Here is a 20,399-nt window from a genome sequence, read left to right on the forward strand (position 1 = left end):
GGACCGCGGCGAACCTGCCTGGAAAATCATGAGCTATACATCGAATGCGAAACCACAGTAGACAGATAACGTACCTCTTTTGCAATAAGAATCTCCATATAGAGCGTTAAAAAGCCAAGTTGCATATTAGTGTACTGTCTGACGTAGTATCACTAGGGGCAGTGGAATTTCAATCGCGGATGAGGATCTGGTATTCGCAGTGCATTATTTGCATCTGGAGAAGAGGCGTATATTTGGAGCCTCTTCATGTCCCGCCAATCAAGCGTCCGAGGCACATACCATGCGAGAAAAATCGAATCGAAGCAGGTCGCGAGTACAACGCCTGTTCCTGTGTGCCTGCACCGTGTTTGCCGTGCACTACGCACAATACGCACAAGCCGAAGCGCGCTGGCAGACCTTGCCGCCCACTCCCGCGCCTGTCGCTGGCGAGCACCACGGCATTGCCGACGTCAATGGCATTCACCTGTATTACGCGACGATCGGCAGCGGCTCGCCGGTCATCCTGCTGCACGGCGGTCTGTCGAATTCCGACTACTTCGGCAATCAGATCCGCGCCTTGATGAAGCACCACGAGGTGGTGATCGTCGACAGCCGTGGGCACGGGCGCAGCACGCGTGACGCGCGGCCCTTCGGATACGACTTGATGACCGACGATGTCGTCGCGCTGATGGACAAACTGAAGCTGCAGAAGGCCGACATTGTCGGCTGGAGCGACGGCGCGATCATCGGGCTCGACCTGGCGATCCGTTACCCGGACCGGGTCGGCAAGGTGATCGCGTTCGCTGCGAATACAAAGACGGACGGTGTGATCCAGGATGTCGAAAAGAACCCGACGTTCGCTGCATTCATCAAGCGTGCGGGCAATGAGTACCGCCATCTGTCGCCGACACCGAACGAATATGACGCATTCGTCGAGCAGATCAGTCACATGTGGGCATCACAACCGAACTGGACCGATGCGCAGCTCAAGGGCATCAAGGCGCCTGTGCTGGTACTCGATGGCGATCATGACGAGGCGATCCACCGCGAGCACACCGAATATATCGCTGCGACGATTCCGGGCGCCGGGTTGATGATATTGCCGAACACCAGTCACTTTGCGTTCCTGCAGGACCCCGAGGCATTCAACTTCGCGATCGAGCATTTTCTCGGCGACAGATAGGGCGAACGCGAACGCAATGCCTCAGGAAAAACTAAACCCGCGCATGACCGATGCGACGACCCAGCGTGCCTCCGCTTCGGGTAGCGGGGGCAGTGGTTCGCGCAGGCTTCTGAGAAAAAATCCGGTCAGGCTCGCATGAATGACTGCGGCAGCACGCTGCGCGTTCAGATCGGGACGCAACTGGTTGCGATCGATCGCCGCCCGTAAGGCGTGCTCGATCTGGGTTTCGGCATGGCGCCGGCTCTCGTCGATCCTGTGCCAGAACACTTCCGTTTCGACGGCCGGCTCGCAACGCGACAGGATGATTGTGTAGAGGCGTCGCGCGGCACCCGCCGACAGCACCTGCGTGAGAAGAAACGTGAGGTTTCTTTGCAACTGGCCGAGTGGATCGTCGTCCCACTCGCTCCACGCCGCGATAAACGGATCCACCGGCAACGATGCATCTTCGAACAAGGCTTCGAAGACCGCCAGCTTGTTTCTGAAGTGCCCATACACCGCGCCGCGCGTGACGCCGGCGGCTTCGGCCACATCCGATAGCGATGCACGCGAAACGCCGCGTTGCATGAAGACGCGTTCGGCCGCCTGCAATATCTGCGCGCGGGTATCGAGGGCGTGTTTCCTGGTCCGTTTCATTGCCGGAAGTCCTGCCGAACGTTGGCGAGCGCCGGGGTAGCGCCGAAACAGTTTGACTGGTGCATTCGTGGCGTTGGGCCATCTGGCTTCCCGGCAGGTTGCCGGCCAACGCTCACGAAGCACCCCCTGCCGGAAGCGGCAGGGGTATTGCTCATCAGGTATCGGTTTGGCCGTCGTGCTCGGCGAGCCGCAGCTTGTGTGTCACTTCATCGAGCTTGTCACCCAGCATGCGGCGTACCGACACATAGAACACCGGGATCAGCAGCAAGCCGAAGACCGTAGCAAACAGCATCCCGCCGATCACACCAATGCCGATTTCATGTCGCGACGCGGCACCTGCACCAGACGAGATCACGAGCGGGAACACACCGAGTATGAAAGCCATCGACGTCATCAGAATCGGTCGTAGCCGCAGCTTGGCCGCATTCAACGTCGCGTCGAAAAGCGTCATGCCGTGTGCCTGACCATCCACCGCGAATTCCACGATCAGAATCGCGTTCTTCGCCGCCAGCCCGATCACCGTCACCATGCCGATCTTGAAGTAGATGTCGTTAGGCACACCGGTCAGCAGACAGAACGTCAGCATGCCCAGCAAGCCCAGCGGAACCACCAGCAGCACCGCAACCGGAATCGACCAGCTCTCGTACAGCGCAGCGAGACAGAGGAAGACGATCACGATCGACAGAATGGTCAGCAGGGTTGCCGAATTCCCGGCCAGGATTTCCTGATACGACTGTCCTGTCCAGTCCGCGGCAAAGCCCGGCGGCAACGATTTGTTGATGATGCCTTGAATCGTGTCCATCGCCTGGCCGGTCGAATAGCCGGGCGCCGAGTTACCGACGATTTCGATTGCCGAATAGCCGTTATAGCGCGGCAGTGCCTGCGGACCCACACCCCAGGTCGCCTTCACGACGCTCGACAGCGGCACCATGTTGTACGGACTGATCGCGCTGTTGCTGACCGACGGATTGACCGGCGTCTGGTAGCCACTCGAGTTGACGCCACTGGCCGTGCTGCTCGAACTCGTGGTCGTGGACGACGAACTCGTCACATTGGTCGGCGTGTACAGATGCTGGAGCGAGTCGAGACCCATCCGGAACGGCGCATCCGATTGCACATAGACGCGCTTCACGCGGCCGGCATACGTGAACTGGTCGATGTAGGAGGGCGCCAGTTGCGACTGGATCGTGCTGTAGACGTCGTTCAGCGACAGCCCCATCGACTGCGCCTGTACGCGATCGACAGTTACCTGCAGTTGCGGTGCTTCAGGCAGCGAGTTCGGACGAACACCGAACAGGACCGGATTCTTGGCCGCCTGACCCAGCAGCATGCCCGTGGCCTGTCCCAGTTCAGCACGCGATTGCCCGGCGCGCGCCTGCAGGTACATGTCGACCCCGCCAAACTGACTCAACCCGCGGATGGTCGGCAGATTCACCACGAAGATCTGGGCGTCGGTAATGCTGTGCAAGATCCCATTGGCCTCCGGAATCAGCTGCATGGCCGTTTTCGAACGTGCTTTCCAGTCGGTCAGCTTGATAAAGATCATGCCGACGTTTTCGCTGTTACCGACGAAGCTGAAGCCCTTCACGTTGAAGATACCGGCAATGTCCTTGCCGATCGGGCTGTTTTCGAGCTTCTTGTTGATCTCGGCCATTACCTGGCTGTTGCGTTCGAGCGTCGCGCCGGTCGGCAGACTGACCAGTGCCAGCATGAAGCCCTGATCCTCGTCAGGCACGAACGATGTCGGCAGGCGAGTGAACAGGAACCCGGTCAGCACGGCGACCAGTGCAAACAGAACCATCCAGCGCGGTGCATGACGAACTGCACGCGTGACCTGACCGAAATACGTGTCGCTCAGCTTGGCGAATGCCGCGTTGAACCACCGGTAGATCCTGTTCGGTTTCTCATCGTGCGTCGGCCGAAGGATCGCAGCACACAGCGACGGCGTGAACGACATCGCGAGGAACGCCGAGAAGCCCATCGAAATCGCAATGGTCAGCGCGAACTGCGCATAGATGATGCCGGTCGCGCCCGGTTGAAAGGCGGACGGCACGAACACTGCGATCAGCACCACCGTAATCGCAACGATGGCGCCGGTAATCTGGCCCATTGCTTTTCGCGTCGCGGGTTTTGGCGCGAGCTTCTCGTCGGACATGATCCGCTCGACGTTCTCGATCACCACGATCGCATCGTCGACGATAATCCCGATCGCCAGCACCATGCCGAACAGCGTGAGCTGATTGAGCGAGTAGTTCAGCGCCTTCAGGCCGATGAACGTACCGAGCAGCGCGACCGGAATGACCAGCGTCGGAATGATGGTCGCCCGCAGGTTCTGCAGGAAGATCAACATCACGAAGAACACCAGCACGATGGCCTCGATCAGCGTGCGGACCACGTCGGTGATCGACGCCGTGATGAACGGTGTCGTGTCGTAAGGCACGTCCCAGCTCACGCCAGTGGGCAGATCCTTCGAGAGGATCGCCATCTCGGCCTTGACGGCCTTGGCGACTGCCAGCGCGTTGGAACCCGGCAGCAGGTACAGGCCGAGGCCGCCCGCTTCCTTGTCCTTATAGGTCGCGGAAGAGCCGTACGTCTGCGCGCCGAACGTGATGCGCGCAACGTCGCTCAGGCGGACGACCGTACCGGTGTTGGTCGACGTCAGGATGATGTCGCGGAACTGCTGCAGTGACGAGAACAACGCATCGCCGGACACGGTCGCAGTGAACGTCTGCCCCTTGACCGCGGGGTCCGCGCCGAGCGACCCGGTGGCGAACTGGGCATTCTGTCCGCTGATCGCGTTGACGACCTGGGTCGTCGACAACCCGTAGCTTTGCAGCTTGTCCGGATCGATCCAGATCCGCACCGCGTATTCCGACCCGAGTTCGAAGGTGTTACCCACCCCGTTGATCCGCGCGACCACCGGCTGGATCTGCGAAGCGACGATGTCGCTCAGGCGAGCGGCGTCGATGGCGGGGTTGGTGGAGGTCAGGCCGATGAACAACAGGATGTCAGGGCTGGCCTTGGCCACGACCACGCCTTGCTCGGTCACGGCGGTTGGCAGCAGCGGCTGCGCGAGCTGCACCTTGTTCTGCACCTGCACTTCGGCGATATCCGGATTCGTGCCCGTTGCGAAGCTCAGCGTGATCGTTGCCGTGCCGTTGCTGCCCGAGGTCGAACTGAAGTACAGCAGGTTGTCGATACCGGTGAGCTGCTGCTCGATAACCTGCGTCACCGTCGATTCCATCGTGGCGGCGTTCGCGCCCGGATAGGTCGCCGTGACCGTCACTTCGGGCGGTGCGATGTCAGGATACGAATCGATCCCCATGCGCGACAGCGAAATGACGCCGAGCAGACAGATCAGGATAGGGATCACCCAGGCAAAGACCGGGCGATCGATAAAGAAACGTGGCATGAGACGAGCTCCTTACGACTTGACGCCGGCAGGCTTCGCGCCTGATGCCGGGGCTGAGCCGACCTGCGCTGAACTTGCACCCGTTGCCGGGGCTGGCTGCCATGGGTCTGCCTTGACAGGCGTTCCCTCACGCGCGCTCTGGATTCCCTGCACGATCACCTGGTCGCCCGATGCGAGACCGCCTGTGACGATCCAGCTGTTGCGATAGTTGTCGGTTGCAGTGACATCCTTACGCGCCGCCTTGCCGTCCGCGCCCACGACCATCGCGTAGGCACCGACGGTGTCGCGCTGGATCGCCTGCTGCGGGATCAGGAACACGTTGTTCTGCGTACCGAGCCCGACCGTCAGCGACACATACATGCCAGGCAGCAACTGATGCTGCGGATTCGGCACCTTCGCGCGCAGATTGACCGCACCGGTGGTCGAGTTCACTTCGACGTCGGAGAAGTCGAGCGTACCCACCTGATCGTACGGACGACCGTTGGGCAGCACCACCTGAACACTGGTGTCGTTCTGCGTGGCGAGGGCGACACTGCCCTGGCTTTGCGCCTGACGCAGCGTGATCAGATCGGCGGCGCTGATCGTGAAGTTCACGTAGAGCGGATCGAGCTGCTGCACGGTGGTGAGCAGGGTGCCGCTGGAGCCGCTATCGGATGTGCCGCTACCGACGAGTGCGCCAGCCGTAACCTGCTGCTGTCCGGCAATGCCGCTGATCGGCGACGTGACCTTGGTGTAGCCAAGGTTGATGCGCGCACCGTCGACCGCAGCCTGATCGGCCTGAACCTTGGCCAGTGCGCTGCGTTCTGCGGCTTCGGCATCGTCAACGGTTTGTTGCGAGACCGAGCCGATCGGCAGCAGCTTGCGATCGCGCTGAGCCGTCACACGATCGTTGACGTAAGTCGCCTGATCCTGAGCCAGCGTAGCGAGATCGGTGTTGAGCACCGACTGGTAGAAGACCGGATCGATCTCGAACAGCAACTGACCCGCTTTGACTTCGGTGCCTTCCGTATACACACGCTTGAGCAGCACACCGGAAACGCGTGCGGTGACATTCGCGCTGTAATAGGCCGACAGCCGCCCGACGAGATCGCGGTTGAGCGGCACGTTCTGCGGCTCAGCCTTGATGACGCCCACCTGGGGCGGCGGCGGTGCCGGAGGCGTGCCCTTGCTGCAACCCACGAGGGCGATGAAACTAATGGACAGTAGCGACGTGCGCACAGGCAGTAACGTCATAGGACACCATGCTTGCATGATCGTGGAAAGGAAAAAGACCGGGAGTCCGTGCACAAAGATCGGCCACGGACAGCACCTGAATACCGGTCTGGATGAACCGCTTGCGGTGCGTCATACGACGCGTGTCCGGAACATTGCATTCGAACCGGACACCGCGAATCAAACTGGATGAGTCCCTGCATCGGTTACCGCGCCGGAAGTGCTGACACGGTTGCTGTTGCCGGCGGCTGCCCGGATACGGCGACAGCATCGACGCCGACACCTTTGGCGTCATCCCACTGCCAGCCGCCGCCAAGATTCTTGACCAGCGACACACTGCTCTGCGTGAGCAGCGCCTGCGTATCGGAGAGGTTCTGCTGGGCGAGCAGCAAGGTGAGTTGCTGGGTCAGCAGGGCCTGCTCGCTGGCCGTACCTATCTGGAACTGCGCATGCTCGCTGTCGAACAACTGCTGGTTGCGGCGATAGATATGCGCGTAGGCATCGGCTTGCTGCTGCAGATGGTTCCACGACGACAGGCCGTCTTCGACGTTCTGGAATGCGGTCAGAACGGCTTGCCGGTAGCTTGCGACATTTTCGTCATACGTTGCACGCGCTTCGCGAACTGCGGCCGTACGTGCGCCGCCGTCGAAGATCGTTCCTGCCAGTGCCGGTCCAAGCGTCCAGAAACGGTTGGGCAGCGAGAACAGGTTGGCGAGCGCGCTATGCTGATAGCCGCCTTCCGCCGACAGCGTCAGCGTCGGGAAAAATGCTGCTTCCGCTGCGCCGATCTTCGCGTTTGCTGCTGCGGCCGTGCGCTCGGCGCTGACTACGTCGTAGCGTCGCAGGAGCAGTTGCGACGGCACCGCAAGAGGAACAGCCGGTGTGACAAACGCGTAGTGTTGCTGCGGTTCGATCGAGAAACCGCCGGGCGGCACACCGAGCAACACTGCGATGGCGTGTTCATCCTGTTCGCGCGTCGTTTCCGTCGACTGCAGATCGGCGATCACGACTTCAAGCGTGTCCTGCGCGGTCAGCACGTCGTCGTTCGACGAGATGCCCTCCTTGAAGCTCGCCTGCGTCATCTCGAGGATGCGCGTATCGATTTGCTGTTGCTGCTTGAGCAGATCGATGTCGACGTCGGCCTGACGCAACTGGAAGTAATCGGTGGCGACGGCGGCGGCAATCGACAGACGTTCGCCGGCGAGTTGCGCATCGCTTGCCTGCGCGCTTTCCTTCGCCGATTCGACTTCACGCCGTACTTGCCCCCACAGATCGAGCTCCCAGCTTGCCGAGAGATTCGCGCTAACGGAATTGCGCACACCCGGTGCCGATACGCTCGTCGTACTGCTGCCCGACGATGCGGCGCCAGTCCCTGTGCCTGCGCGTGAACCCGATGCGCCTGCGGTGATAGTGGGGAACAGACTCGACGTGTTAGCTAACACGGTTGCCTGCGCGAGCCGGTATGCCGCTTCTGCTTGAGCAATCGATTGATTCGCCTTCAGCGATTGTTCAATCAGATGCGTCAGCGTATCGTCGTGGTAATCAAGCCACCACGTACTGGACAACGACGCTTGCGGATTCGCCTCGGCACGTTGCCAGTCGACCCCTTCCTTGAAGCTGGCGGGGATTTCGACGGTCGGCTTGCGGTAATCCGGTCCGACCGCACAGCCTGCGGCGACCAACGTCGCAACAGCCATGCATCCATATTGCAGAACACGTAGACATACCCGCGCTGCGGGCAACCTGCGAGTACCAAAGCTGGGAGATGCGCTCATTCACGAACCTGCCGATGGGGGTTGACCCTGGAACAATTTGTTCCAAGCGTAATATATTCTAATCAACGAATCAATTAATATAAAATTACAAAGCCTTCAATTCTTAATAGATATTAATGGAAAAGTTAAGACAGTGTGGGTGCCGACCGCCTCCGAAAGTGAGAGACGCACGGGAATATATGCTCGACACCGCAACGCGCCTGTTCTCCGAGCAGGGTGTTGGTGCAACCACGATTGCACAGATTGCCACCGCCGCAGGTGTAACGTCAGCGATGGTGCATTACTATTTCACGAATCGCGACACCTTGCTCGACGCGATCGTCGACGACCGTCTCGCGCCCGCGGTTCAGTTCGTCTGGGAGCCGGTAACCGAAGCTGCCGGCAGTGATCCGTTCGGCATGATCGAGGCGCATATCAGCCGCCTTTTTACCATCGCTGAGCGGATGCCGTGGCTGCCCTCGCTGTGGATGCAGGATAACTTTTGCGAAGGCAGTTTGCTGCACGAGCGGATGGTGCGCCACCTACCGACCGGGAAGGTTACTCTATTTATCGAATTGATTGCGCGAGCCCAGCAAGCGGGTGTGGTCAATCGGGAGATCGAAGCGCCTTTGCTGGTCAATTCCCTGTTCTCGCTGGTGATGACGCCGCTCGCGACGTCGAGAATTCCAAGCAAGCTTCCCGGTATCTCCGGGGTGGGGCGGCCGGTGCTCGAGCGGCACGTCAAGGCGCTTGTGACGGGTGGTATGCGGCCGCACGGCAAGTTGTCAAAACGCGAAGCGGCGCACGGAAAACCTCAGGGGAAACCTCACGGAAAACATAAGTGAGCTTTTAAATGCACCGCCGGCCGGCGGCATGCGCTTTGGCTAGAGCGCTGCGAGAACCGTTGCGGTATCGACCACGGTAGCAAATTCTTCATGCAGGCTTGCCAGTGCGGTTTCGTGCATCTGCTGCGCGCTAAAGTGCTGTCCGTCCGGACCGCGGCGCCCGAAAGTCGCCGTGGCGTCCGCCACAAGATAAGTCTCGAAGCCCAGGTTGCCGGCCATGCGTGTCGTGGTCGACACGCAGTGATCGGTGGTGATCCCGACAATGACGAGCGTAACCGCACCTCTCGCGCGGAGCTGCTGCTCGAGATCGGTGCCGATAAAACCGCTGTTCACTTCCTTGAAAATCACCGGTTCTCCGGGTAGTGGTTCGGCTTCCGGTTTGACTGCGAAGCCGGGGCGATCCGGATGAAACAGACTCTCGGGTCGTTGGGAGCGGTGTTGCACATGTATGACCGGTCGCCGCGTTTTTCTCCAGCCGGCAAGCAGCGCGGCAACGTTTGCCTCGGCGGCGGGGTTATTGCGCTGCCCCCAGCTCGGATCGTCGAATGCTTGTTGTACGTCGATGACGATTAGTACGGTGTCCTGCGACAAAGATTGCATAGGGGCTTCCTTTGTATTGGCATGCAAGATGAATCAAAGGATCCATCTTCAGCGCTTGCGCGTTAGCGGGCAAGCGAAGCCCCTGGTGCCGGTACGGTCAGACGAATGTCGACAGACCGAGTGTCAACGCCAGTGCCGAGATCGAAATAATTGTTTCGCATACGGTCCAGGTCTTGAAGGTCTGCGGCACGGTCATGCCGAAGTATTCCTTGACGAGCCAGAAGCCACCGTCGTTCACGTGCGAAAGAATCAGCGATCCCGCGCCGGTTGCGAGCACCAGCAATTCCGGCCGCACGGCGGCGGCGGTGCCCACTGCTGCCGATGCGATCGGTGCGACGATCCCGGCAGCCGTTGCCATCGCGACGGTCGCAGAGCCGGTCGCAACGCGGATCAGCGCCGCGACGAACCAGGCGAGCAACAGCAACGGCATGTGCGCACCCATCGCGACATCGACGATCGCCTTCGATGCGCCACTGTCGATCAGAATTCGCCCGAACCCCGCGCCTGCGCCGACGACGAGCGTGATACCCGCGGTCGGTGCAAGACACTCGTTGGTGAACTTGAGGATCGCTTCGCGTCCAAAACCGCGCGCGCTGCCGAACGTGTAGAAGCTGAGCAGCACCGCGAGCAGCAGCGCCATGTCTGGATGGCCGATCAGATGCAGTACGTTGTTCAGCGTCGACTTTGGCGTTGCGATCAGATCCGCCCAACTGCCCACCAGCATCAGCAGCACCGGCAGCAACACGGTTAACAGCGTGATCGAGAAACTGGGCAGCTCGCGTCCGGCGCGTTGCGCGTCCTGCTCGATAAACTGCTGCGCCATCGGATTCACACCGTCGAGTACGACGAAACGGCTCGCCAGTTTCGAGAACAGCGGCCCGGCCAGCGCGGCGGTCGGGATGCCGACAATCAGCGCGTAGAAGATCGTGTGGCCGATGTCCGCGTTATAAGCCGTGACCGCCAGCAAAGCAGCAGGGTGAGGCGGAATAAGTCCATGCACGACCGAGAGACCGGCCACCATCGGAATGCCGACGCGGATCATCGAAGTGCCGGTGCGTTGCGCGACATTGAACGCGATCGGAATCAGCAGAACGAAGCCGACTTCGAAGAAGACCGGCAGGCCGACGAGAAACGCGATGCACATCATTGCCCAATGGACGTTCTTCGGCCCGAACAGATCGATCAGCGTGCGCGCGATGCGCTCCGCGCCGCCTGATTCGGCCATCATCTTGCCGAGCATCGTGCCGAGCCCGACCACGATCGCGATATGGCCGAGCGTGCCGCCCACACCGGTTTCGAACGACTTGAGAATCGACGTCATCGGCATGCCGACCGCGAGTGCGAGCGCAACCGATACGACCATCAACGTGATGAACGGATTCATCTTGAACCGCGCGATCAGCACGACGAGCGCGACGATGGCAATCAGTGCATAGACGAGTAACAGGCTTCCTTGAACAGTCGCCATGGGTGCTCCTGAAAACAAGATTGAATCGACGTGGTCTACACGCCGCGTCGCATTGGCGATACGGCGGGGCAGGCACGAAGTAGATAGACCCGCGCGGAATCAGAACTTGTGGCGAATGCCCGCGACCGTGACGAACTGGCCGCTCGTCGACGACGCCTTACCGATGCCTTCAACCCACGCTGCCGAACCCGACGCGCGCTGGTAGATGCCGTTCAGGTACAGGTCGGTGGTCTTCGACAGGAAGTACTCGCCGCCGAGACTCAACTGGTTGTAGTGCGCGTCTGGCGCGCTGGCGGCGCTGCTGTTCTGGCTCGTGAAGATATAGCCGAGTGTCAGTAGCGTGGCTGGCGTCATCTGGTAGCGCACGCTTGCTTCGTAGTTCGCGAAGCGCAGGCTGCCGCCCGTCAGCAGATCGAAGCGTGAGTTCGTATAGAGCAGCGCGAGGGTGGCCGGCCCGAACACGTAGGCACCGCCGCCGCCCCATACCTGGTTGCGCTTCACATTGCTGATGATCGACGAGCCGGTGTTGAAGTAGTTGTCCGACGGCGCGGCGCCGGCAGTGTTCGTGGCCGGGCTGTTCACCAGCGAGTATGCGGCGTCGAGGCGCAGCGGCCCGGCGACATAGTCGGCACCGACGCTCCATGCGCGGTTGTTTGCGAACTGGCCCGCGGTGTTCGAGAACGCGTACATCGCGTTGGCGGTGAAGCCGGAGAAAGTCGGCGTCGTGTACTTGACCGCGTTGTTGGTGCGATACGTGTTGTTCAGGTCGTCGTTGTCGTAGACCGCGTTCGCATACTGGCTCAACGCGCCGACACCGTTGATCTGCAGGTTCGACAGGTAGTCCTGCACGCTGTTGTACTGACGTCCCAGTGTGATTGTGCCTGCGGTGCTGTTGGTGAGCGCAACCCATGCGCTACGGCCGAACATCCGGCCGGCCTGACCGGCCGCGCCCGTTTCGGCGCTGAAGCCGTTCTCGAGCCTGAATGAAACCTTGTTGCCGCCGCCCAGATCTTCTGTGCCGAGCAGGCCCCAGCGCGACCCCTGCACGTTGCCCTGAGTGGCCTGATAGGCTTTCTGGCCCGCCTGGTTGCTGGTGAAAGTGAAGCCGGCATCGACGATGCCGTAAAGCGTGACGCTGCTTTGTGCCCAGGCGGAGTGTGTGCCCATCCCGGCGATGGCAATAGCGATAGCACTGCGAAGGATTTTATTTTGCATGGTGGTTTCCTCACATCAAAGAACGAATGCCGGCGACCGACCGGATCCGGTGTTGTTCTGCTAGTAGTACTGATTGTATAAATCGTGCAGCGTATCGGCATTGACCGCCGACGCCGCACTCAAGCGAACTGCGGCAAATCAGTCAGGCCAGTTGCGTCGTGCGGCGGTGCGTCTCGCATCGCGTTGGTGAAACGGTGTAACGAGTGGCTCGCGCGCTTCGCGGGCGTGCTGCAGTTCGGCGACGATGCGCGCCAGCACCACCGGTGCCTCGCCCGCATGCAGGTTGCACGGATCGAGAAAGAAGTAATGCAACTCGACCTCGTGATCGCGCACGATCACAGGCTGTGAGCCGTCGTGCGGATGGGCGAGCGCATCGGCGAGATCCCATGCCGTGGTGCGCGCATCGCGCGGGTCGAGTGAAATTTTCAGGCGCTCGAGCGGATTGCCGGTCGGGTCGGCTTCGATCTGCGCGCGCACGCCGGGCAAGCGGTTCAACGCCTGTTCCCAACTGCTCAGGTAGCTGCGCTCGCGTGCGCGAACCGCGACGTGATCGCGGTGCTGCCACTGGTCGAGTGCAGCGATCGCACCGGCGATACCTTCCTTGCCGACCTTCATGCCACGGCCAATGCCGGCATTCTGGAAATAGGCGGCACGCACCAGCGCTTTCTTGCCCGCCACGATGCCCGCGGTCAGCCCGCCAAGAAACTTGTGCGCGGAATACAGCGCGAGGTCCGCGCCCGCTGCGATAAAGCGTTTCAGGTCGTATTCGGAGGCTGCATCGACGATGACCGGCACACCTTTACCATGCGCAACCTCGATGAATTCCTCGAGCGGAATCAGCCCATAGCCGACCGTATGATGCGAGACGACATAGAGCGCGGCGGTGGTGTGTTCGTCGATGGCGGCGGCGAGTTGATAACCGTGCGCCTCGGTTGCCGCTCCCACGGGAACGGCGTGCGCGCCGGCAAGCCGGATGGCCTGGTCGATCGGCGCGCCGTAGTTGACCAGATGGCCAGTCTGCACGACGACTTCATTGCGCAGCCCGGCGGTGTGCGGCAGGCGTTCGATCAGGCCCGGATCATCGCCGGTCATCGTGGCCGCGATGGTCAGTGTGATGGCGGCCGAACAGGATGCGGTCACATACCCGGCTTCGCTGCCGCAAGCCGCTGCAATCGCCACCGATGCCTTGCGTTGCAGATCGTCGATTTCGACGAATTGCGGCAGCATTTCCGCGACCGCTTCGATGACCGGCGTGGCCACGCTGGACGCACCGAGGCTCGTCATCGTGCCCGATACGTTGATGACGGGGCGCAAGCCCAGACGAGAACGGATATCCATCGAACTGCCTCCGCGACCTATTCCATAACTGTGGAATATATGTTGTAATTGAGGATTAGTCTAACATACGGTAGTTCCCGGTCAACCGGACAAAAAACATTCAGCACGCATCCGCGAGCAGAGGACACGATGACACCGACTTCCCCGTCGTCCGCCACAGATACAGCGCACCTGCGCGCTGGCGAAATCGAAGCGCAGGCATCTACCGAGACCGCCGACAGCGCGGAGGCCGCGCCGCGCACACGGACTAGCGCGATCGAACGGGCCGTACAGATTCTCGATGCGCTGCAGGAGACCGCACGGCCTGCTACTGCCTACGAGATTGCACGCATGGTTGGCGCGCCGCCGTCGACGGTCTATTCGATCATCAGCGACCTGGTCGTGCGGAATCTGCTCGCGCGCAAACCCGATGGCACGATCTGGCTCGGCTCGCGGCTCTACGGCTATGGGTTGAGCTACGCGAGTTCGCTCGATTACCTCGGTGTCGCGAGCGAGGAAATGCAGGCGCTCTCCGCCGAAGTGGGCGAGACCGTGCAGGTGTGCGGGCTCGTCGAAGGCATGATGGTCGTGCTGCAGATGGCCGAAGGGCCGGGGCATTTTCGCGTGACATCGCGGGTGGGTAGCCGCGTGCCGCTCAACTGGACCGCGTCCGGGCGGCTGCTGGTCGCGCATCTGCCGGACGCCGAGCGGGTGGCGTTTTTTCGCCGTCACGCGAAGCCTTCGCCGACCGGCCGTGCCGAGACCCGCGCCGACGTGCTCGCGCGTCTCGCACGCGAAGCACTCGATGCACGACTGTCGATCCAGATCGGCGAATCGGATGCGTCGGTGGCCTGCCTGGCGTCACCGGTCATCGACAACAGCGGTACATGCGTGTTCACGATTTCGATCGTGATGCCGGAGGCCAAAGCGGCCAAAGGTACCGAACCGTTCGCCGAAGCCGTGCGTACCGTGGCGGCTCGTATCGAAACCCGGCTTGGCTGGCAACATCGTCAATCCGAGTCCATCGGTTGATCTCTCGTTGCGTCGTTCGCCGAGCACTCATATCAATGGCCGTGCCTGTCACGGCCGCCTGCCTGCTTCAATTTTCCAGACCGACTGCTACATGTCATCCCCGTCTTCGATGAACTGCTACGACCGCTTGCGTACGCGCGGCTTCAGACTCCCCACGGTGCCGACACCGATCGGCAATTTCACACATTGCACCCGCGAGGGCGATCTGTTGTTCCTCTCAGGGCAGGGGCCGTTGAACGAGCGCGGCGAACTGATGACCGGCAAGGTCGGCGCCACCATCACCACCGATGAAGCGTATCTGCATGCGCAGCTAGTTGGCCTGAACCTGCTAGCCGTGCTGCACGATGAACTCGGCGATCTGGCGCGCGTGAAGCGGGTCGTCAAGTTGCTCGGGATGGTCAATGCGACGCCGGAGTTCGGCGAGCATCCGCGGGTGATCAACGGTTGCTCGGATCTGTTCGTCGACATTCTTGGCGAGGCCGGACGGCACGCGCGTTCGGCAGTCGGCGTCGGCTCGCTGCCGCGCAATATCACTGTCGAGATCGAGGCGATCGTCGCCGTGCACGGCTGATTGTGCTCGCGTTGCCCATGCGTGTCTGGTTGCACGGATCGGTCGCCACGCGCAACTAACTGTCTGCCGCGCCGGCGTCCGCTCCAAAAGCCGATCGCAATACGCCATCGATATCGCGGGCTATCCAGGATGAGGGCTGTTTCAGGTACCGGGAAGACAAGTGCCCGACAACACATCGATCGCTTTGGCCCTGACCACCGCGTGTCGCGGCAGCAGGGCCAAGCCACCTTTACTTGCTGCGCTTCAGTTGCGAAAGATCGCGCACCGCGCCGCGATCGGCGGAAGTCGCCAGCGCGGCATAGGCCTGCAACGCTTGCGACACGACACGTTGGCGATCCACCGGCATCCAGGCCTGATCGCCGCGCGCTTCCATCGCTGCACGACGACGCGCCAGTTCTTCATTCGACACCGCCAGGTGCATCTTGCGATTCGGAATGTCGATCTCGATCACGTCGCCTTCTTCCACGAGACCGATCGTGCCGCCTTCCGCAGCTTCCGGCGACGCATGCCCGATCACGAGCCCCGACGAACCGCCGGAGAAGCGTCCATCGGTAAACAGCGCACAGTTCTTGCCGAGGCCGCGCGATTTCAGATACGACGTCGGGTAGAGCATTTCCTGCATGCCGGGGCCGCCTTTCGGGCCTTCGTAACGGATCACGACCACGTCGCCCGCGACGACCTTGTCGCCGAGGATGGCTTCGACCGCATCGTCCTGGCTTTCGAAAACGCGCGCGCGTCCCGAGAAGATCCATTGCGATTCGTCGACACCGGCGGTCTTCACGATGCAGCCGTTCTCAGCGAGGTTGCCGTACAACACGGCGAGGCCGCCGTCTTTCGAATAGGCGTTCTGCTTGCTGCGAATACAACCGTTCTTGCGATCGGTATCGAGCACGGCGAACGTGGCTTCCTGGCTGAATGCAACCGTGGTCGGAATGCCACCGGGCGCCGCACGGAAGAGTTTCTGCGCGTCTTCACCCGCGCCACCGGCGACGTCCCATTTAGCGATCGCATCGCCGAGCGTGCCGCTATGCACGTTGCCACACGACAGGTCGAGCAGATCCGCACGCGCCAGTTCGCCGAGAATGCCAGGAATCCCTCCGGCACGGTGCACGTCTTCGATATGGTATTTGTCGGTGGCGGGCGCCACCTTGCACAGACACGGCACCTTGCGTGAAATGCGGTCGATGTCGGACATCGTGAAATCGACACCGCCTTCCTGCGCGGCTGCCAGCAGGTGCAGCACGGTGTTGGTCGAACCGCCCATGGCGACATCGAGCGCCATCGCGTTCTCGAATGCCTGCTTGCTCGCGATGCTGCGCGGCAGGACCGAGGCGTCTTCTTCCTGGTAGTAACGGCGGCACAGATCCACCACCAGACGGCCGGCCTGTTCGAACAGGCCCTTGCGCCATGCATGCGTTGCGACGATCGTGCCGTTGCCGGGTAGCGCGAGGCCGATTGCCTCGGTCAGGCAGTTCATCGAGTTCGCGGTGAACATGCCTGAGCATGAACCGCACGTCGGACAGGCGCTGCGCTCGATCTCGGCCACTTCCGCGTCGCTGACTTTCGAATCGCCGGCCTTGATCATCGCGTCGATCAGGTCGATCTTGGCGATTACCTGGCCGTCGGTCGGCGATTTGATCTTGCCGGCTTCCATCGGACCGCCGGACACGAACACCACGGGGATGTTCAGGCGCATCGCGGCCATCAGCATGCCCGGCGTGATCTTGTCGCAGTTCGAGATGCAGACCATGGCGTCGGCACAGTGCGCGTTGACCATGTATTCCACCGAGTCGGCGATCAGCTCGCGCGACGGCAGCGAGTACAGCATGCCGCCGTGGCCCATGGCGATGCCGTCATCGACGGCAATGGTGTTGAATTCTTTCGCGACACCACCGGCTGCTTCGATTTCCTTTGCGACCAGCGCACCGAGATCGCGTAGATGCACATGGCCCGGCACGAACTGCGTGAACGAGTTCACCACCGCAATGATCGGCTTGCCGAAATCGCCATCTTTCATGCCGGTGGCGCGCCACAGCGCGCGGGCGCCGGCCATGTTGCGGCCGTGGGTCGAAGTGCGTGATCGATAGTCAGGCATCTGGGTCCTCAGGTATTGGGGTCGTCGAAATTGGAATTTTGCCCAGGCTAGTCCGTGCGCCATTGCCGGGAGCAAAGGCATGAAGGCACGCGGATAGCCCACAGATGGCGGCTCGCTAGCGCGAGCGCGGTATGCGCTGGGAATGCGAATAGTGCGAGAGCGGCGGTAAGACGTCCAATATATTTTTTCGCCGTAATTAGGTCGAAAAAGATATTAATTGTCGATGGCGCTTACCGCCAGTTCAACGCTCGCCGTCGAGCAGATCGCCGAGCATTTCGTCGAAGGCACCTTGCGCGTCTTCGAGTTCCTGGAGCGCGGCATCGAAGGTCTGCAGCGCGATCTGCGACGGCCGGCCGTCGCCGGCGGGTGGGAATTGCGACTGCAATCCAGCAAACGCTGTCTGTACCTGGCGGGTTGCCGCCACGACGCGCTCCATTGCGCGGGATTCTTCGGCTCGTGCCTGTTCGGGATTCATGAAAACTCCATGGGGTAGGGATACGGCGATCGCGCCATAGCGCGAACTATGCCACGGCTTGTCCGCGGTGATGTCGTGGTGATTTGCCGTTGTGATCCGCCGCGCGGACCGTCAGGGCACCGGCAGTCCGGTACTCGCTTTTATCTCGCGCAACGACAGCGACGATTCGACCGAGGTGACCCCCGGCAGACTGCGCAGTTCATCGCGCATGAAACTGCCGTAGTCGTCGAGATCGCGCGCGACCACCTGCAGGATGTAGTCGGCGCTGCCCGACACGTTATGGCACGAGAGGATGCGCGGAATGGCCTGCACCTCGCGTTCGAAGCGGGTCGCGACCGTACGGTCGTGCACCGCGAAGCGGACGTAGATGAATGCCACCACGCCGTAACCGAGCGCCGAGCGCGACAGCATCGCGCGATAGCGTTCGATGTAGCCGGCGCTTTCGAGCCGCTTGAGGCGCCGGGCGCACGGCGTTTCGCTGAGTCCGACGGTCTCGGCAAGGCGCGCATTGGACATACGTCCGTCGGTCTGCAGGGCGGCGAGGATTGCGCGGTCGACTTTATCGAGGTCGGTCATGGCAGGGGAAAGCTTTGACATAAGGCCAAATAGTAGTGCATTCCGCTACCTTGGGGCCACAGAGGTAAGTCATTCGCCAATATTCACTCATCGGACGGTAGCAAGATAGAGCCTCTTCAACGCGAGGTTCATATGGTTTCCGCACATCTTCTGGTCGTCTTCATTGCCGCGCTGGTCGTCGTCTACGCCGTGCCCGGACCGGACATGGCGCTGATCCTGCAAACGAGCATCGGCCAGGGGGCGCGCAGAGGGTTTGCGGCCGCCGGCGGCCTCGCGATTTCCCGCGCCACGCACGTGACGCTATCGGCGTGTGGCGTTGCCGCGCTGTTGCGCAATGCGCCATGGCTGTATGAGGTGGTGCGCTATGGCGGCGCGGCCTATCTGGCGTGGATCGCGGTGCAGATTTTCCGCTCGCCGGTGTTTGCGTTGCCCGATGGCGCGGCGCAGGAGGTCGTGCAGCGTCCGTTACGAACCGTTTTCGTCAAAGGGCTGCTGACGAATCTGCTGAATCCGAAGGCGCTGCTTTTCTGCTCGGTGCTGCTGCCGCAGTTCGTGCGACCCGAAACCGGTCCGGTTGCGCTGCAGATGGTCGTGCTGGGCGGCGTGCTGCTCGCAATCGGCGCATGTTTCGATGCGATCTATGCAATCGGTGCTGCGCGCATTGCCGGCTGGGTCCGTGCGCATCCGCTTGCGCAGACCGTGCAACGCTGGACGTTCTCAGCCGCACTGATCGGGTTTGCGCTGCGACTTTCGCTTGATTAAGCCTGGTGACTGAGCCCGGCGCGCCGGCGCGGAAAGCTTTCTGCTCCAGCGGCGCGCCTGCTGCGCTGCTATCTATCGAGCAGCGCTTCCCGCCGGGAGCGATCGTCGATCACCTTCCGGCGATGCTTGTCTTTCATCTTCTTCCAGCTCTTGCACTCGTCGCGGGTACGCAGACAACCGAGGCACAGACCGGTCTTCGAATCGAACTTGCAGATATCGATGCAGGGAGATTTGACGCTCATGTGACGTTAGGCATGTAGACATTGAGCGGCGACTGTCGCACGGCGAAGCGCGTACAGGCCATGTGATTGTGTCAATGCAGGCCATAGGCGCTGCCGTGTACGTACCGTTTCCGGTACCCTGCGGACTTTCTTCCTTGACTAGATGATGAAGATCGTCCTGCTCTATGTGGTGACCGCGATTGCCGAGATCGTCGGTTGCTATCTGCCGTGGCGCTGGTTGAAGGCCGACGGCTCCGCGTGGCTGCTCATTCCTGCCGCGTTCTCTCTTGCCGCTTTTGCATGGCTGCTCACGCTACATGGCGCGGCGGCCGGCCGCGTCTATGCGGCGTACGGTGGCGTCTACGTCGTGGTCGCCATCGTCTGGCTGTGGGGCGTCGAGCACGTACGCCCGACTGCCTGGGATTTTGCCGGCGCGGCGGTCACGCTGGCTGGAATGGGCATCATCGCATTCCAGCCGCGCATCTGATCACGCATCGGACCGGGCCTTCGGGCCGGGTCGGCCCGGCATACCGCTATGCACTCTTTCTGTTGCCGAGATAGTCGTTCTTGCCGATCTCGACACCGCTGTGCCGCAGGATGTCGTACGCGGTCGTGACGTGGAAGAAGAAATTGGGCAGCGCGAAATGCAGCAGGTAGTTGACGCCCGAAAACTCGATGGGGCCGGTTTTCATTTTCAGCGTGATCGTGCGTTCTTCCGAGCCGTCGATCTGCGCCGCTGTGAATTCCTTCAGGTAGGCATTCGTCTTCTCAATACGGGCGATCAGTTCGTCGAACGTCAACTCGACGTCGTCGTACTTCGGAATGTCGACGCCGGCGAGGCGGGCGGCGCAGCCTTTGGCGGTATCGGTGGCGATATAGACCTGGCGAACGAGCGGCAACATGTCAGGAAAAAGACGGGCGCCGATCAGTGCGGAAGGCTCGATCTGCTTTTCCGCAGCGTGAGCCTGAGCTTTGCCGAGGATCGCTTGCAGATTGGTGAGGCCGCGCATCAGTACAGGCACCGATGCTTGATACATCGAAATAGACAT

The 20,399-nt window shown here is 61.4% G+C and carries 19 protein-coding genes; 6 read left to right on the forward strand and 13 right to left on the reverse strand.

Annotated elements, in window-relative coordinates:
* The first annotated feature begins 352 nt into the window (after window positions 1-352).
* Entirely contained in the window at window positions 353-1,162 is an 810-nt protein-coding gene (locus M0D65_RS17265; protein ID WP_266253754.1) for an alpha/beta fold hydrolase, read from the forward strand.
* A 21-nt stretch (window positions 1,163-1,183) separates the two neighbouring features.
* Here M0D65_RS17265 and M0D65_RS17270 read toward each other — a convergent pair whose 3' ends face one another.
* The 4 genes from M0D65_RS17270 to M0D65_RS17285 all read right to left on the reverse strand — a co-directional run bounded on the left by M0D65_RS17270 (window position 1,184) and on the right by M0D65_RS17285 (window position 8,116).
* Window positions 1,184-1,795, reverse strand: a complete 612-nt coding sequence (locus tag M0D65_RS17270; protein WP_091015757.1) for a TetR family transcriptional regulator — start codon at window positions 1,793-1,795, stop codon at window positions 1,184-1,186.
* A 154-nt stretch (window positions 1,796-1,949) separates the two neighbouring features.
* Complete coding sequence (locus M0D65_RS17275) at window positions 1,950-5,207, reverse strand: efflux RND transporter permease subunit (RefSeq protein ID WP_091015759.1); 3,258 nt, start codon at window positions 5,205-5,207, stop codon at window positions 1,950-1,952.
* Between the two features lie 12 nt (window positions 5,208-5,219).
* The gene (locus tag M0D65_RS17280) at window positions 5,220-6,440 is read right to left on the reverse strand and encodes an efflux RND transporter periplasmic adaptor subunit (protein ID WP_091015761.1); all 1,221 of its coding nucleotides are present in this window, start codon (window positions 6,438-6,440) and stop codon (window positions 5,220-5,222) included.
* 185 nt (window positions 6,441-6,625) lie between these two features.
* Complete coding sequence (locus M0D65_RS17285) at window positions 6,626-8,116, reverse strand: efflux transporter outer membrane subunit (RefSeq protein ID WP_266253755.1); 1,491 nt, start codon at window positions 8,114-8,116, stop codon at window positions 6,626-6,628.
* A 257-nt stretch (window positions 8,117-8,373) separates the two neighbouring features.
* Here M0D65_RS17285 and M0D65_RS17290 point away from each other — a divergent pair, with 257 nt between their 5' ends.
* Window positions 8,374-9,018 (forward strand): TetR/AcrR family transcriptional regulator, encoded by a 645-nt coding sequence (locus M0D65_RS17290; protein ID WP_245811607.1) that lies wholly within the window; start codon window positions 8,374-8,376, stop codon window positions 9,016-9,018.
* Between the two features lie 39 nt (window positions 9,019-9,057).
* Here M0D65_RS17290 and M0D65_RS17295 read toward each other — a convergent pair whose 3' ends face one another.
* From M0D65_RS17295 to M0D65_RS17310, 4 genes are all read right to left on the reverse strand, one after another.
* The gene (locus M0D65_RS17295; RefSeq protein ID WP_266253756.1) at window positions 9,058-9,618 is read right to left on the reverse strand and encodes a cysteine hydrolase family protein; all 561 of its coding nucleotides are present in this window, start codon (window positions 9,616-9,618) and stop codon (window positions 9,058-9,060) included.
* 97 nt (window positions 9,619-9,715) lie between these two features.
* Complete coding sequence (locus M0D65_RS17300; protein ID WP_091015770.1) at window positions 9,716-11,086, reverse strand: gluconate:H+ symporter; 1,371 nt, start codon at window positions 11,084-11,086, stop codon at window positions 9,716-9,718.
* Window positions 11,087-11,185: 99 nt separating this feature from the next.
* Window positions 11,186-12,301 (reverse strand): porin, encoded by a 1,116-nt coding sequence (locus tag M0D65_RS17305; RefSeq protein WP_091015772.1) that lies wholly within the window; start codon window positions 12,299-12,301, stop codon window positions 11,186-11,188.
* A 138-nt stretch (window positions 12,302-12,439) separates the two neighbouring features.
* Window positions 12,440-13,639, reverse strand: coding sequence for an aminotransferase class V-fold PLP-dependent enzyme (locus M0D65_RS17310; RefSeq protein ID WP_091015775.1), 1,200 nt, complete (start codon window positions 13,637-13,639; stop codon window positions 12,440-12,442).
* A 129-nt stretch (window positions 13,640-13,768) separates the two neighbouring features.
* Between M0D65_RS17310 and M0D65_RS17315 the strand changes: the two genes are divergently transcribed.
* Window positions 13,769-14,650, forward strand: coding sequence for an IclR family transcriptional regulator (locus tag M0D65_RS17315; protein ID WP_091015777.1), 882 nt, complete (start codon window positions 13,769-13,771; stop codon window positions 14,648-14,650).
* A 109-nt stretch (window positions 14,651-14,759) separates the two neighbouring features.
* Entirely contained in the window at window positions 14,760-15,221 is a 462-nt protein-coding gene (locus M0D65_RS17320) for a RidA family protein (RefSeq protein WP_096726014.1), read from the forward strand.
* A gap of 229 nt (window positions 15,222-15,450) precedes the next feature.
* Here M0D65_RS17320 and ilvD read toward each other — a convergent pair whose 3' ends face one another.
* The 3 genes from ilvD to M0D65_RS17335 all read right to left on the reverse strand — a co-directional run bounded on the left by ilvD (window position 15,451) and on the right by M0D65_RS17335 (window position 18,367).
* Window positions 15,451-17,316 carry a dihydroxy-acid dehydratase gene (ilvD, locus tag M0D65_RS17325; RefSeq protein WP_266253757.1) on the reverse strand — a complete coding sequence of 622 codons (1,866 nt, stop codon included), beginning with the start codon at window positions 17,314-17,316 and terminating at the stop codon, window positions 15,451-15,453.
* Window positions 17,317-17,557: 241 nt separating this feature from the next.
* Entirely contained in the window at window positions 17,558-17,791 is a 234-nt protein-coding gene (locus M0D65_RS17330; RefSeq protein ID WP_091015785.1) for a hypothetical protein, read from the reverse strand.
* 111 nt (window positions 17,792-17,902) lie between these two features.
* Window positions 17,903-18,367: an Lrp/AsnC family transcriptional regulator gene (locus tag M0D65_RS17335; RefSeq protein WP_091015788.1), complete on the reverse strand. Its 465-nt coding sequence runs from the start codon at window positions 18,365-18,367 to the stop codon at window positions 17,903-17,905.
* Between the two features lie 132 nt (window positions 18,368-18,499).
* Between M0D65_RS17335 and M0D65_RS17340 the strand changes: the two genes are divergently transcribed.
* Window positions 18,500-19,129 (forward strand): LysE family translocator, encoded by a 630-nt coding sequence (locus M0D65_RS17340; RefSeq protein WP_091015791.1) that lies wholly within the window; start codon window positions 18,500-18,502, stop codon window positions 19,127-19,129.
* A gap of 68 nt (window positions 19,130-19,197) precedes the next feature.
* Here M0D65_RS17340 and M0D65_RS17345 read toward each other — a convergent pair whose 3' ends face one another.
* Window positions 19,198-19,371 (reverse strand): DUF1289 domain-containing protein, encoded by a 174-nt coding sequence (locus M0D65_RS17345; RefSeq protein WP_266253758.1) that lies wholly within the window; start codon window positions 19,369-19,371, stop codon window positions 19,198-19,200.
* A 145-nt stretch (window positions 19,372-19,516) separates the two neighbouring features.
* Between M0D65_RS17345 and M0D65_RS17350 the strand changes: the two genes are divergently transcribed.
* Entirely contained in the window at window positions 19,517-19,837 is a 321-nt protein-coding gene (locus tag M0D65_RS17350; protein WP_266253803.1) for a YnfA family protein, read from the forward strand.
* Window positions 19,838-19,883: 46 nt separating this feature from the next.
* Here the strand turns inward: M0D65_RS17350 and M0D65_RS17355 are convergent, their stop codons facing one another.
* Entirely contained in the window at window positions 19,884-20,399 is a 516-nt protein-coding gene (locus M0D65_RS17355; protein WP_266253804.1) for a DUF1993 family protein, read from the reverse strand.

This window comes from Paraburkholderia sp. CHISQ3 (assembly GCF_030464945.1).
Classification (GTDB): Bacteria; Pseudomonadota; Gammaproteobacteria; order Burkholderiales; family Burkholderiaceae; genus Paraburkholderia; species Paraburkholderia megapolitana.

Excerpts from the sequence above, each read along its gene's own strand:
- M0D65_RS17270 (WP_091015757.1), bottom strand. The coding sequence starts at position 1,795 with ATGAAACGGACCAGGAAACACGCCCTCGATACCCGCGCGCAGATATTG.
- M0D65_RS17285 (WP_266253755.1), bottom strand. The coding sequence starts at position 8,116 with ATGGCTGTTGCGACGTTGGTCGCCGCAGGCTGTGCGGTCGGACCGGAT.
- M0D65_RS17290 (WP_245811607.1), top strand. The coding sequence starts at position 8,374 with ATGCTCGACACCGCAACGCGCCTGTTCTCCGAGCAGGGTGTTGGTGCA.
- M0D65_RS17310 (WP_091015775.1), bottom strand. The coding sequence starts at position 13,639 with ATGGATATCCGTTCTCGTCTGGGCTTGCGCCCCGTCATCAACGTATCG.
- ilvD (WP_266253757.1), bottom strand. The coding sequence starts at position 17,316 with ATGCCTGACTATCGATCACGCACTTCGACCCACGGCCGCAACATGGCC.
- M0D65_RS17305 (WP_091015772.1), bottom strand. The coding sequence starts at position 12,301 with ATGCAAAATAAAATCCTTCGCAGTGCTATCGCTATTGCCATCGCCGGG.
- M0D65_RS17315 (WP_091015777.1), top strand. The coding sequence starts at position 13,769 with ATGACACCGACTTCCCCGTCGTCCGCCACAGATACAGCGCACCTGCGC.
- M0D65_RS17330 (WP_091015785.1), bottom strand. The coding sequence starts at position 17,791 with ATGAATCCCGAACAGGCACGAGCCGAAGAATCCCGCGCAATGGAGCGC.
- M0D65_RS17300 (WP_091015770.1), bottom strand. The coding sequence starts at position 11,086 with ATGGCGACTGTTCAAGGAAGCCTGTTACTCGTCTATGCACTGATTGCC.
- M0D65_RS17275 (WP_091015759.1), bottom strand. The coding sequence starts at position 5,207 with ATGCCACGTTTCTTTATCGATCGCCCGGTCTTTGCCTGGGTGATCCCT.
- M0D65_RS17350 (WP_266253803.1), top strand. The coding sequence starts at position 19,517 with ATGAAGATCGTCCTGCTCTATGTGGTGACCGCGATTGCCGAGATCGTC.
- M0D65_RS17345 (WP_266253758.1), bottom strand. The coding sequence starts at position 19,371 with ATGAGCGTCAAATCTCCCTGCATCGATATCTGCAAGTTCGATTCGAAG.
- M0D65_RS17355 (WP_266253804.1), bottom strand. The coding sequence starts at position 20,399 with ATGTCTATTTCGATGTATCAAGCATCGGTGCCTGTACTGATGCGCGGC.
- M0D65_RS17295 (WP_266253756.1), bottom strand. The coding sequence starts at position 9,618 with ATGCAATCTTTGTCGCAGGACACCGTACTAATCGTCATCGACGTACAA.
- M0D65_RS17320 (WP_096726014.1), top strand. The coding sequence starts at position 14,760 with ATGAACTGCTACGACCGCTTGCGTACGCGCGGCTTCAGACTCCCCACG.
- M0D65_RS17280 (WP_091015761.1), bottom strand. The coding sequence starts at position 6,440 with ATGACGTTACTGCCTGTGCGCACGTCGCTACTGTCCATTAGTTTCATC.
- M0D65_RS17335 (WP_091015788.1), bottom strand. The coding sequence starts at position 18,367 with ATGACCGACCTCGATAAAGTCGACCGCGCAATCCTCGCCGCCCTGCAG.
- M0D65_RS17340 (WP_091015791.1), top strand. The coding sequence starts at position 18,500 with ATGGTTTCCGCACATCTTCTGGTCGTCTTCATTGCCGCGCTGGTCGTC.